The organism is Paenibacillus sp. B2(2019), assembly GCF_008370385.1.
GTDB lineage: Bacteria > Bacillota > Bacilli > Paenibacillales > Paenibacillaceae > Paenibacillus_AQ.
In genome coordinates, this window is the sequence record NZ_VTZR01000001.1 from 1 (window position 1) to 12,319 (window position 12,319).

At 45.5% G+C, this 12,319-nt stretch carries 13 protein-coding genes; all 13 read right to left on the reverse strand.

Features of this window, described 5'->3' with window-relative positions; all coding sequences use genetic code 11:
- Positions 1-452 precede the first annotated feature (452 nt).
- Entirely contained in the window at positions 453-1,973 is a 1,521-nt protein-coding gene (gene lysS, locus PAENI_RS00005) for a lysine--tRNA ligase (protein WP_149643854.1), read from the reverse strand.
- Between the two features lie 156 nt (positions 1,974-2,129).
- A complete protein-coding gene (gene greA, locus PAENI_RS00010; RefSeq protein WP_042183910.1) occupies positions 2,130-2,609 on the reverse strand; it encodes a transcription elongation factor GreA in 480 nt (159 codons plus the stop codon).
- A gap of 201 nt (positions 2,610-2,810) precedes the next feature.
- Positions 2,811-3,827 carry a tRNA dihydrouridine synthase DusB gene (dusB, locus tag PAENI_RS00015; protein WP_149643855.1) on the reverse strand — a complete coding sequence of 339 codons (1,017 nt, stop codon included), beginning with the start codon at positions 3,825-3,827 and terminating at the stop codon, positions 2,811-2,813.
- 40 nt (positions 3,828-3,867) lie between these two features.
- On the reverse strand, positions 3,868-4,062 hold the full coding sequence (locus tag PAENI_RS00020) for a helix-turn-helix domain-containing protein (RefSeq protein WP_234540301.1): 195 nt from the start codon (positions 4,060-4,062) through the stop codon (positions 3,868-3,870).
- Positions 4,029-4,580: a 2-amino-4-hydroxy-6-hydroxymethyldihydropteridine diphosphokinase gene (gene folK, locus PAENI_RS00025; protein ID WP_076286864.1), complete on the reverse strand. Its 552-nt coding sequence runs from the start codon at positions 4,578-4,580 to the stop codon at positions 4,029-4,031. Before folK ends, PAENI_RS00020 begins: the two co-directional genes overlap by 34 nt.
- Positions 4,581-4,591: 11 nt before the next feature.
- Positions 4,592-4,954 carry a dihydroneopterin aldolase gene (gene folB / locus PAENI_RS00030; protein ID WP_042183904.1) on the reverse strand — a complete coding sequence of 121 codons (363 nt, stop codon included), beginning with the start codon at positions 4,952-4,954 and terminating at the stop codon, positions 4,592-4,594.
- 30 nt (positions 4,955-4,984) lie between these two features.
- On the reverse strand, positions 4,985-5,842 hold the full coding sequence (gene folP, locus PAENI_RS00035; protein WP_149643856.1) for a dihydropteroate synthase: 858 nt from the start codon (positions 5,840-5,842) through the stop codon (positions 4,985-4,987).
- On the reverse strand, positions 5,839-6,720 hold the full coding sequence (locus tag PAENI_RS00040) for an aminotransferase class IV (protein ID WP_149643857.1): 882 nt from the start codon (positions 6,718-6,720) through the stop codon (positions 5,839-5,841). Before PAENI_RS00040 ends, folP begins: the two co-directional genes overlap by 4 nt.
- The gene (gene pabA, locus PAENI_RS00045) at positions 6,717-7,298 is read right to left on the reverse strand and encodes an aminodeoxychorismate/anthranilate synthase component II (protein WP_042123170.1); all 582 of its coding nucleotides are present in this window, start codon (positions 7,296-7,298) and stop codon (positions 6,717-6,719) included. Before pabA ends, PAENI_RS00040 begins: the two co-directional genes overlap by 4 nt.
- Positions 7,295-8,902, reverse strand: a complete 1,608-nt coding sequence (locus PAENI_RS00050; protein WP_149643858.1) for an anthranilate synthase component I family protein — start codon at positions 8,900-8,902, stop codon at positions 7,295-7,297. The genes pabA and PAENI_RS00050 overlap by 4 nt, the downstream gene beginning before the upstream one ends.
- A 421-nt stretch (positions 8,903-9,323) precedes the next feature.
- The gene (cysK, locus tag PAENI_RS00055) at positions 9,324-10,262 is read right to left on the reverse strand and encodes a cysteine synthase A (protein WP_042123166.1); all 939 of its coding nucleotides are present in this window, start codon (positions 10,260-10,262) and stop codon (positions 9,324-9,326) included.
- A 174-nt stretch (positions 10,263-10,436) separates the two neighbouring features.
- On the reverse strand, positions 10,437-11,381 hold the full coding sequence (locus PAENI_RS00060; RefSeq protein WP_149643859.1) for a peptidylprolyl isomerase: 945 nt from the start codon (positions 11,379-11,381) through the stop codon (positions 10,437-10,439).
- An 8-nt stretch (positions 11,382-11,389) separates the two neighbouring features.
- Positions 11,390-12,274, reverse strand: a complete 885-nt coding sequence (gene hslO, locus PAENI_RS00065) for an Hsp33 family molecular chaperone HslO (protein ID WP_042183894.1) — start codon at positions 12,272-12,274, stop codon at positions 11,390-11,392.
- Between the last annotated feature and the right edge of the window lie 45 nt (positions 12,275-12,319).

Consider the following 12,319-nt stretch of genomic DNA (forward strand, 5'->3'; position numbering starts at 1 on the left):
CGCCGCCAGCGTTCGTCCTGAGCCAGGATCAAACTCTCCAATTAGTATTGAAAAGAGCGATATGCTCATTTTGAAACATCTGACGAGAAAATTAATTCTCTAATTTTGGATTTCACTTTCGTGATTTCCTACTCACTCGTTGTTCAGTTTTCAAAGATCAAGTTCTCGTTGGCGCCGTTTAATGTCTCAGCAGCAACTCTTATACTATATCATGTTCAGCCGTTTAATGTCAAGCTCTTTTTTTAACTTCTTTTTCGAGCTCGGCATGTGTGTTTCTCGGCCAGAAATAGAATATATCATGTATAGAGATTCATTGCAACACTTTTTTTTCAAACAAATTAGTATTAAGCTATATATCCTCATAACGATACCAGAATCTTTACTTTCTGATCAACAGTAGCCAAGGAGAACCGCCGCTAGACAGCTCCCCTGTGCTCATTGTTGTATAAATACTATTCGTTTGTACGGTTGCGCATATGCGGGAATAGCAGTACGTCACGAATAGATGCAGAATTGGTAAGCAACATGATCAAACGGTCTACACCGATTCCCAGTCCACCTGTAGGAGGCATACCATATTCCAAAGCACGGATAAAGTCATCGTCCATTTCATGGGCTTCGTCATTACCTTGCTCTTTCTCCTGGATTTGCGCTTCAAAGCGTTGACGCTGGTCGATCGGATCATTCAATTCACTAAATGCATTCGCATGTTCACGACCCACAATAAACAATTCAAAACGATCGGTGAAGCGTGGATCCTCATCGTTTTTCTTCGCGAGTGGTGAGATTTCAACCGGATGTCCCATTACAAAGGTAGGCTGAATCAGAGTTTCCTCTACAAATTGCTCGAAGAAAGCATTAAGGATATGACCGAAAGACATGTGCTTCTCTACAGGTACACGGTGCTCTTTTGCCAGAGCCTGTGCTTCCTCATCTGTCATATGAACACTGAAATCAACACCGGTTACTTCTTTAACGGCATCAACCATAGTTACACGACGCCATCCTGGTGACAGATCTACCGGCTTGCCTTGATAGTCGACCTGTTGAGTTCCTAATACCTCTTGGGCAATATGAGCGATCATATTCTCCGTAAGGTTCATGATGTCCTTGTAATCAGCATAAGCTTCATACAGCTCAATCATAGTAAACTCAGGATTGTGACGAGTCGAAATTCCTTCATTACGGTATACACGACCGATTTCGTATACTTTTTCCAGTCCACCAACAATAAGACGTTTCAAATGAAGCTCAATAGCAATACGCATATAAAGCTGCATTTCAAGCGTGTTGTGGTAAGTAATGAACGGACGCGCTGCAGCTCCACCGGCAATCGCATGAAGTGTAGGTGTCTCAACTTCAAGATAGCCAAGTGAATCTAAATAACGACGCATAGATTGAATGATTCTTGAACGAGCAATAAAGGTCTGTTGAACTTCTGGATTAATAATCAAATCAACATAGCGCTGACGGTAACGCAGCTCTACATCTTTAAGACCATGATATTTCTCAGGAAGTGGCAACAAGGACTTGGACAAGACTTCGAGATTATGCACTTTGATGGAGGTCTCGCCTGTTTTGGTTTTGAATACTGTTCCGCGAACGCCGATAATGTCTCCTAGATCGAGAACATTGAACGCTGCGTATTGCGTTTCAGGAATGCTGTCTTGACGAACATAAAGCTGAATTCTTCCACTGAGATCTTGGATATGCGCAAAACTGGCTTTACCCATAACACGTTTTGCCATAATGCGACCTGCTATGCTGACTTCAACAGATAACTCGTCCAATTCTTCTTTAGAAAGTCCATCATACTTCGATACTAGGTCGCCAGCGTTAGCTGTACGCTCATACTTTTTGCCGAAAGGATCGATACCAAGTCCTCTTAGCTCGTCCAATTTGGCACGGCGGATTTGCAAAAGCTCACTAAGTTCGTTCTCTGCATTCTCCACATTATTCGTTTCCTCGGTCATGCTATTCATCCCCTTGCAGATATAAATCCCTTATATTTTGAAAAAAAGCTTCCCTAAGGAAGCTTTCCCAAACAATGTTCCCTTATCTGCCTGCGTACAACAAAACTACTTATACATTCGGCAGCACATCTATTTACAGACTATAAGATCTGTACACTACTTCATTCTGATATCGAGAATTTTATATTGAATAACGCCTGCAGGTGTATTAACGTCAACAATCGTGCCTATTTTCTTGCCGATGATGGCTTTGCCTACTGGACTTTCGTTGGAGATCTTATTATTCAGTGGATCGGACTCCGCTGTACCTACGATCGTGTATTCCATAGTGTCACCATATTCCAAGTCTTCAACACTTACAGTAACACCGATACTTACCACATCAGTAACGATCTCGTCGCTATTAATGATGCGCGCGTTGCGAAGCATCTTCTCCAAGGTGATAACGCGTCCTTCGATAAAAGCCTGCTCATTCTTCGCGTCTTCATACTCCGAGTTCTCACTGATATCTCCGTAGCCAATCGCTACCTTAATCCGTTCAGCAACCTCGCGGCGTTTCACAGATTTGAGGAATTCCAGCTCATCTTCCAGACGCTTTAGCCCGTCCGGCGTAAGGATGACTTCTTTATCGCTCATCTCAACCGATTCTCCTGTCGTATACATTTATTGAAAACACCATACTATATGCTAATCTAGGAGGATAAGAACCCTCCCTGCTGCATTGCTCTTACTGTAACGGCGATTTTATACTGTGAAATTATATTGGAACCGCTACAAAATGTCAATGACACCACATATAAAGTGGGATGTGTTCAAAAAGCGTAAGGAAAACAACGTTTATACTGCGGGAGCAGACATTTCATTACCCTTATTCTCTTCTTCATGCTTTAGCTGAACGACAAAATCATTCAAAATCTTCACCATTCCATCACGTTCTGTCTCTAACATGAGCACATCCTTCACTCGTGCAGCAGACTTCAGGCCTTTTAAATACCAAGCCATATGCTTACGCATCTCCCGAACGGCTACTGCTTCTCCCTTAAGTGCAACCAGCCGATCCATATGAAGAATGGCAACCTTAATCTTCTCATCCAATCCAGGTTCAGGCATCAGTTCCCCGGTGCTTAAATACTGAATCGTACGATACAGCATCCATGGGTTACCTAGCGCACCACGCCCGATCATCACGCCATCACAACCGGTCTGATCAAGCATAGCCCGAGCATCTTCAGGTGTATTGACATCACCATTGCCGATAACCGGAATGGAGACCGCTTCTTTTGCCATCTTGATATAATTCCAATCCGCACGCCCCGTGTAGAGTTGCTCCCGTGTTCGTCCATGTACACTGACAGCCTTGCCACCGGCACGTTCTACTGCACGTGCATTATCTTCGACAAAAATATGCTCGCTATCCCAGCCAATCCGCATTTTCACGGTTACGGGTTTATCGACAACATCGACAACCGCAGAGACCATTTCATAGATTTTATCGGGATTCAAAAGCCAGCGGGCTCCCGCATCACATTTAGTTACTTTAGGCACTGGGCATCCCATATTGATATCGATAATATCAGCATTGGTTTCTTTATCAACCACTTTAGCTGCTTGCACCAGTGATTCTCTATCCCCGCCAAAAATCTGCAAACTAAGCGGTTTCTCCCGTTCATCTACAAACAACATTTCGCGAGTACGCGTATTCCCGTGAATAATAGCCTTGTCGCTCACCATTTCCGCACAGACTAAACCTGTACCAAACTCTTTAGCGATTAGACGAAAGGCCGGATTGCACACCCCAGCCATAGGTGCCAGAACAACTTGATTTTTCATCTCAATGTCGCCAATCTTCAGCATTCGTATCACTTCCATTATTCCTATTTAAATTGCTTAAAAATTATGAGTCAGGGTTTACCAATTCTTCGGTTGTAACCCCTAGGACATTCGCAATTTTATCTAAAATTTGATCTTCCAAACGTCTATTGCCCCTCTCGACTGCGCCAAGCACAGCCAAGGAAATCCCAGTGAGATCCGCAAGTTCCTGCTGAGTATAGCCTTTTAGCTTGCGGAATGCCCTGACCCTCCGTCCCATACGCTTGTTGTCCACAACCGAATTCCTTCCTTCCCGTCTATGTCTTGAAGCGCTGCTGTAATCAACTTGCGGAGTCCGGAAGACTGTTCATTCTGTGGAACGATATCACTGAGCGGAAGCATTACAAATGCACGCTCAAACATACGCGGATGCGGTAACGTTAAATGCGGAGTATCAAGTGTCTGGCCCTCTACCCACAATAAATCTAGATCTACCGTTCTCGGTCCATAGCGAATATCCCGGATACGACCCAGCTGCGTTTCGATCCCCAGCATTACTTCCAGCAAGGTCTCTGGCGCAAGCGTCGTGCGCAAAGCTGCTGCCATATTAAGAAACTGCGGCTGATCTAAATAACCTACTGGCTCTGTCTCGTAGACTTTGGAGCAGCGAACTACCGATATTTCATCATGATTATTCAGTCTGTTCAAAGCCTCTGACAGCGTGCCCTCACGGTCGCCCAAATTAGCCCCTAAAGCAATATAAGCCTCTGATTCTTCAGAGGTGGAATGTATATTCATGGACTTTGTTCTCACTTTCTAGTTCTGCGCAGCTCCACAGTCACTCCCTGAAAATGAATGTCGAATGGCGGATGCGGTTTAGTTACCTTTACCGTTACTGCATTGATAACAGTATAAGTGTCCAGTACGGAGGATGCAATATATTCTGCCAGAGCTTCAATTAACTTAAAGGACTTTATTTCGACAATGTTTTTGACCAGTTCATGCACTTCAGCATAGTTTACGGTTTGGTTCAAATCATCGTTCTGGCCCGCTCCCTGTAGATCAAGTTCCAGCTCCAAATCAATGTAAAAACGTTGGCCCAGCTTACGCTCTTCTTCAAACACACCATGATATCCGTAATATTCCATTCGATGCAGTGTCATTTTATCCATCTTTAAACCCGCCCTTTTTATAAAATATCTTTATTCACGCACCAATGGAGGTGCAGCATACAACATCGCATCACACATCTTGACCGTTCGTTTTATTAGGGACACATCATGCACTCGTACGATCTGGCAGCCCTGAGCAATACCAAAGGCTACTGTAGCTGCGGTACCTTCCACAATATCATCAGCGGGTAAATTAAGTACGGTCCGGATGAATTTTTTGCGTGAAGTCGCCAGTAACAGTGGATAGCCAAACTCAGTCAACCCATCCAAAAGCATCATCGCCTGCAAATTTTCATTAAAATCCTTCGCAAAGCCGATCCCTGGATCTAAGATGATATTTGCTGGCTTCACTCCTGCGGCTAAAGCAAGATCAATACTTTCCTTAAGGTCTGCCGACATATCCGCACTTAGATTCATATAATTACGGTCCTGCCGGTTATGCATCAAAATAATGGGACAGTCTGCAGCAGCTGCCACTGCCGCCATTTCCGGATCAGCTTTACAGCCCCATATATCATTAATGATATGGGCACCAGCAGCAATAGCTTGGCGTGCCACTTCAGCTTTGTAGGTATCTATAGATAACGGAATATGCGGTGCCGCTCGATGAATACTCTCGATGACAGGCAATACACGAGCTAATTCCTCTTCAAGCCCCACTGGTTTATGACCAGGACGGGTAGATTCTCCACCAATATCTATAATATCAGCACCGTCTGCGGCCATTTGTAGCGCATGTTCTACTGCTTTGTCCGGATCATCCCAAAGTCCTCCATCTGAAAAAGAATCCGGGGTTACATTCAGGATGCCCATAATCAGCGTTCGATTTCCCAATTCCAAATCAGTATTTCCACAGCGGTATGTCCGCTTGAATATGGCTGGTCTCATTTCGGTATTCCCGTCCTTTCTCTATAGAATGAAATCAAATCCGAAGTCATTCTGCCGAAAAGGCCATCGCCAACGGTAAATTTTTTATCTTTTTCCCAAAGCGTTGTGACCGGGACAATTTCTTGTACGGAATTAGTAAGAAATACTTCGTCGGCTATTTTTAACTGCTCCCAATGATATGCGCCCTCTTCTACCCTAATCCCAGCACTACGAGCCAGCTCCATTACCATTTCCCGGGTAATTCCCGGTAGAATTCCAGTTGAGATATCTGGAGTGTGGAGAATATTGTTTTTTATAAAAAAGATGTTGCTGACAATGCCCTCTGCTATGATCTCTTGTGCAGTCAACATCAGTCCTTCAGCACCATTCGCCGCAGAGGCATAGCCCCTAAGCTCACGCTTGGCCAAAATATTATTCATATAATGCAGAGACTTGAATCGCACTGCTCCCTCCGGAGTGTTACGCCGTAAGGACAACAGTTGCAGGTCTTTGCCTTCGCTATATATCTTTTCGGATACTTTCGGCAGCGCTTTGATGTACAGCAAATGATTGGGTTCGCAATAGTCGCCCGCAGGTAATCCGAGAATATCCTCACCAGCGGTCACGGTATAGCGTATATAAGCTTCTTTTAATTCATTTTTGTCCATAACACGCTGGATCCACTCCTGCAGCTGTTCAACATCCTGCGCAAATGGAATACCAAGCTCCTTGCAGCCCTCTGCCATACGCTTCAAATGACGCTCCAGCAGAAAAGGCACTCCCCCATACGTCCGAAAGGTCTCAAACAATCCTATGCCGTATAAAAAACCGTGATCCAGCGCGGAAACCACGGCTTGTCTTGCATCAATGACACCATTGTTAAATCCTATATATTTCATGCCGTTTCTCCGGCTCTCCGTTTCAAGAAATTACGCAGCATCGTATGACCATGATCCGTAATAATCGATTCCGGATGGAATTGCACACCTTCGATAGGGTATTCTTTATGGCGCAGTGCCATAATCTCCCCTTCTTCAGTCTCCGCTGTAATCTCCAGACAATCCGGCAGACTCTCGCGCTCTACAATCAAAGAATGATATCTCGTTGCCGTAAAAGGAGACTCCAGACCTTCAAAAACCGACGTGCCCTTATGATGAATCGGGGATGTCTTTCCATGCATCAAACGCTCTGCACGAATAACATTTCCACCAAATGCTTGGCCTATCGCCTGATGCCCAAGGCATACGCCGAAGATCGGAATAATACCTTTGAAATGATGTAACAATTCCAAACTGATCCCCGCTTCATTAGGTGTACATGGTCCTGGAGAAATTAAAATATGATCGGGAGCCATTTTTTCAATCTCTTCAATGGTAATTTCATCGTTGCGGTGTACTTTAACCTCTTCCCCAAGTTCACCCAAATACTGTACGAGGTTATACGTAAAGGAATCATAATTATCGATGACCAAGATCACAGTGTTTCTCCCCCTTCGGCGCCGCTGGTAGTTTGGGATTCCTGCTGTAACTCACTACAGAGTACTGCCTTCACTACCGCTTTGGCTTTATTATGGCATTCACGGTATTCACGGTATGGATCAGAGTCGATCACGATGCCCGCACCTGTCTGAATATATCCGACTCCATCCTTTACAGCCAGTGTTCTAATAATAATATTTAATTCCATATTTCCGTTATAGTCAATAAAGCCCATGGATCCTGTATACGGCCCACGCCGAACCGGTTCCAGCTCTTCAATGATTTCCATTGTTCTTACTTTGGGCGCGCCTGTAATCGTTCCCCCTGGGAACAATGCTGCGATTACAGCATAAGCATCCTTATCCGGTGCGACCTGGCCCTCTACCTGCGAAACGAGATGCATCACATGAGAGTAGTGCTCCACCGTCATTAGCTCAGGCACGCTGACGGATCCATACGCAGCGACACGCCCGATGTCGTTGCGCTCCAGATCGACAAGCATAATATGCTCGGCGATCTCCTTTTCGCTCCCGCGAAGCTCCGCCTCCATGGCGGCATCCTCCGCGGGAGTCAGGCCTCGCCGCCGGGTGCCTGCGATTGGCCGTGCGCTCACTTTGTCCCCGTGCAGCTTGACGAGCAGCTCCGGTGAAGCGCTGGATAGCGCGAAGCCGGGCGACCGCAAGAGCCCCATGTACGGGGACGGATTGAGCTTGCGCAGCCATTCGTAAACATCCTCCGGCGAGGACTTCAGCTGCGCCTCCTGGCGCAGCGAGAGGTTCACTTGAAATACATCGCCTTGGCGGATGTATTCCTGAACGTCCAGCACGGCCTGCTGGAACTTCTCAGGCGAGAAGGCCGAGGTCATACCCGGCCACTCTCCTGAGGAATCTGTGAGGGCCTCAATGCTACCTTTGACCTCTTCGTTCAATCCCGAAGCAGTGGATACCAACTGCCACTGCTCTACCATTCGCCCAGCCTGTTCTATAGCACCGAGATAAAGGTTCTGCAAATCTTCCACCCCACATTCTGCTGGAACCGGGACGTGAACAGCACAATAAAGCACATGCTCTTCGTGATCATAAATCCATACCTCATCCATCCTCATAAAGAGATAATCAGGAAAACCGGGATCATCTTGTGCGAGAGACGGTAAACGCTCCAATGAGCGAACCACATCGTACCCTATAAATCCAATACATCCACCGGTAAATGGAGGAATGCCCTGAACGTTTAGACTTGGCGAGGTGAAACCTGACATCCATTGCTGTAGCAGCTCTAGCGGCTGACCTAGCAGCGTTGTTGTCTCATGTGAACCCTCATCGGATGTATGACCCAATGATTCGGGAGAAAGGCTAAACACCTCAGCGCCTTCTCCCTTGCCTTTTAATATTGATACAGGATTTAAACCTAAGTACGTATAGCGGCCACCCTTGCCACTCTCCAACACTACGGAGTATTCGGAAGCTAGTTCCCAGGCCTTCTTCCAGGATGCGGGCAATTCCCCCGAGCACTTGGGTGATTTTATAATCAAGGGGAACATGCTCCAGTCTTCAGCTGCCCATTGTTCCCACTCATGCCATGTCGTTATGATTTCCAAAGCCATCCTCCTAAAAGTTTTATGAAGCCATTACATCTTAGACATCACCTCGCAATAAAACTTACTTCGTAAGCATTTGCTTAAGTTTTGTCTAGCATAATCCTACAGTTTAATCTTCGGGACAAAACTTACTTCGTAAGCATTCGCTTAGTTTTATCTAGCAATTACTTATTATTAATCATCAGTAGTATATTGCCTGTCAGTATACTGTACTTAAGGCATTATTGAAAAGCCCCCAGCTATAGGAAATTATTATGGCTTTTAAGTCTTCAGTAAAAACCATAGCATTTTTCAAAAATAATAAATTACCACGTCTAGGTCGTCATATATCCATAGAGCCTTTTGCCCATAAAATCAACGAAAAGAGTCTCCATCACCACCAGAAAAGTGGTATGAAGACTCTTATAAATTACGTTATTGCAAACAATTACGCTTCGAAATTGTAAAGTGGTGTACTCAGGTAACGTTCACCATTACTTGGGATGATGACAACTACCTTCTTGCCAGGACCGAGGTCTTTAGCAACCTTAAGTGCTGCAAATACTGCTGCACCGGAAGAAATGCCAGACAAGACGCCTTCTTCTTTAGCTACACGGCGTGCAGTTTCGAATGCTTCATCGTTCTCAACATGGATGATCTCATCATAAATGTCCTGGTTCAGGATTTCAGGAATGAAGTTTGCTCCGATACCCTGAATTTTGTGAGGGCCTGGTTTGCCTCCTGCCAAGATTGGAGAAGCAGCAGGTTCCACAGCATAGATCTTCACGTCAGGATATTTGCTCTTCAGCACTTCACCTGCACCCGTGATCGTTCCACCTGTTCCGATACCTGCAATAAAAGCATCCAGTGGGCCTCCGATGGACTCAATAGCTTCAACGATTTCAGGTCCAGTGGTCTCACGGTGGATCTTCACGTTCGCTTTATTCTTGAATTGCTCCGATGGGAAATAGCTTGGGTTCTCTTTCAGAATTTCTTCCGCTTTCTTAACCGCACCATTCATGCCTTCCGATCCTGGAGTCAGAACCAATTCTGCTCCGTATGCACGAAGTAGATTACGGCGTTCCAAGCTCATGGTTTCCGGCATTACGATAACTGCCTTATAACCTTTAGCCGCAGCCACAAGTGCCAAGCCAATACCAGTGTTACCACTGGTTGCTTCTACAATTGTACCTCCAGGCTTCAGTAGACCTTCACGTTCAGCTTCTTCAACGATGCTGATTGCGATACGGTCTTTTACGCTTGATCCCGGATTCTGATATTCCAATTTCAAATAAATATCTGCGGAGCCTTCCTGTGCCAGACGATTCAAACGAACGAGCGGAGTACCTCCGATCAATTCTGTTACGTTGTTAACGACTTTAGCCATGAGCAAAAACCTCCTTAGAATGATAAATGCGATATAAGAACGTAAATTGTGACTTTACTCTTCTGTATGTGTGTCCCTATTATGCAATAATAACTGCTATAAAGGGGTATAGATATTAGACCACCGTTAGTTATTTCCGACTAAAACGGTAGGTTTTACGTTAATATCATATTATCAATCTTGCAGGCTGTTGTCAATATTTATTGCCACATCATATTTCGTGCGCAAATCACTCTCTACTTGTTGTAAAGGGGGTGCTTGCTCCAACGCCAGCTCTTGACGTATCAGCGCTCGAATTTCCTTTTGATCAGGAATATTTTGTGTGTGAATACTCTCTAGTCGAATGATAGCGAAGTCGTCCTCCGCCTGAATCGGCCCCGCTATATCACCCTCATCCAAACTAGCAGCGGTCTTAAGCAGTCCCTCAGGCCAAAAAGGATCGTCTTCCTCTACTTTGCCCAAACGGCCTCCTTGCTGCCGACTCTCTGCATCAATGGAAACTTCCCTAGCTAAATCAGCAAAATTCTCGCCCTGCTCCAAGCGATCCATTACTTGCTCGCCTTCATCATAAGATGAAACCTTAATCATGGAGAGTTCCAATTCCCTTTTGGGAGTGAAACGTTCCGTATTTTGGTCTAAATAAGTATCGATATCAGCTTCCTTAATCGTAATACCATCAGTGGCTATTGCTTGTAAGGTCAGACGATAAGCCGTTTCTGCGAACACTTCCTGACGAGATAATCCCAGCTGAGACTGCATTTGTGCATAATACTGTTCTTCCGATCCGTATCCAACCATAGTTCGTGCAAGTTCTTGCTCAACCTCATCGTCGGTCACGGTAATCCCCAGAGCCTTTGCTTCCATCTCCACAACAATATGATTGATCATTCCAACCAGCACTTCGTGGCCATGCTTTTTTTTGAGCTCATCCATCCACTGCTTATCTGTTATCGGTTGTCCGCCTGCAGTCGCTGCATCCGGTGTTTCGTTTTCTGTTGTATCCCCTTTTAGAAGAGCCATGGCGCGTAAGCTCCAGAACAATAGGCCCCCGAGCATTAAAGTTGCAACAGCCAGAATAACTACCGTATTGCGAAGTGCACGTTCCTGTCTCGTCATCATCCCATGCCCTACGATTTCGCTTGTTCTAAAATGACCTGTAATTCGTCCTTATTAAAAACATAAGCCTCGTTGCAAAAATGACATACAACTTCAGCCTGCTCATCTTCTGCAATTAATCTCTCCAGTTCATCTTGCCCTAAGCTAACCAATGTCTGCTCTACCCGCTCACGCGAACATTGACAAGCAAAGTTAATATCCAGTTCATCCATAACTACGGCATCCGGCAAAAGAAAACGCAGCATTTCTTCTGGCTCTAGGCCCTGATCAAGAAGTGTTGTCACGGAAGGCATAGCCCCTAGAGCTTTTTCGATCTCCGTAATCTCCGCATCCGTCAGTCCTGGAAGAAGCTGCACGATAAACCCTCCGGCTACAATCACTGACTCATCGGTATCCACTAATACACCTAAGCCCACTGCAGCTGGGGTTTGTTCAGAAACAGCGAAATAATAAGTGAAATCTTCCGCAAGTTCTCCGGAGATGATAGGAATACTACCTCGATAAGGTTCCTTCAAACCTAAATCCTTTATAATATCAATGAACCCTTCAGTTCCTACGGCTCCAGCAACATCCAATTTGCCCATACTATTGCTAGGTAAGTGAATGTGAGGATGGTGTACATAACCGCACACTTCTCCCAACGCATTGGACTCCGCAACGATTTGCCCGATCGGTCCATCCCCTTTGACCATGATACATAGCTTCTCTCTTCCTTTGAGCATAGCGCCCATCATGGCTGCAGCGGTAACTGTACGTCCAAGTGCGGCTGTAGCCGTTGGATACGTATCATGTCTGCGCCGCAATTCCTCGACCAATTCTGTTGTGCGGACAGCAAACGCTCTCACTTTACCATTCATAGCCGTTCCACGGATAAGTCGATCCTTCTTTTTTTCCATTGGGTGCATAGCCCTCCTATCTCTTCGCCCGTTAGGCTTCTTTAT

Excerpts from the sequence above, each read along its gene's own strand:
- dusB (WP_149643855.1), bottom strand. The coding sequence starts at position 3,827 with ATGCTGAAGATTGGCGACATTGAGATGAAAAATCAAGTTGTTCTGGCA.
- greA (WP_042183910.1), bottom strand. The coding sequence starts at position 2,609 with ATGAGCGATAAAGAAGTCATCCTTACGCCGGACGGGCTAAAGCGTCTG.
- PAENI_RS00050 (WP_149643858.1), bottom strand. The coding sequence starts at position 8,902 with ATGGCTTTGGAAATCATAACGACATGGCATGAGTGGGAACAATGGGCA.
- folK (WP_076286864.1), bottom strand. The coding sequence starts at position 4,580 with ATGAATATACATTCCACCTCTGAAGAATCAGAGGCTTATATTGCTTTA.
- PAENI_RS00060 (WP_149643859.1), bottom strand. The coding sequence starts at position 11,381 with ATGATGACGAGACAGGAACGTGCACTTCGCAATACGGTAGTTATTCTG.
- PAENI_RS00020 (WP_234540301.1), bottom strand. The coding sequence starts at position 4,062 with ATGGGACGGAGGGTCAGGGCATTCCGCAAGCTAAAAGGCTATACTCAG.
- PAENI_RS00040 (WP_149643857.1), bottom strand. The coding sequence starts at position 6,720 with ATGAAATATATAGGATTTAACAATGGTGTCATTGATGCAAGACAAGCC.
- folB (WP_042183904.1), bottom strand. The coding sequence starts at position 4,954 with ATGGATAAAATGACACTGCATCGAATGGAATATTACGGATATCATGGT.
- hslO (WP_042183894.1), bottom strand. The coding sequence starts at position 12,274 with ATGGAAAAAAAGAAGGATCGACTTATCCGTGGAACGGCTATGAATGGT.
- folP (WP_149643856.1), bottom strand. The coding sequence starts at position 5,842 with ATGAGACCAGCCATATTCAAGCGGACATACCGCTGTGGAAATACTGAT.
- cysK (WP_042123166.1), bottom strand. The coding sequence starts at position 10,262 with ATGGCTAAAGTCGTTAACAACGTAACAGAATTGATCGGAGGTACTCCG.
- lysS (WP_149643854.1), bottom strand. The coding sequence starts at position 1,973 with ATGACCGAGGAAACGAATAATGTGGAGAATGCAGAGAACGAACTTAGT.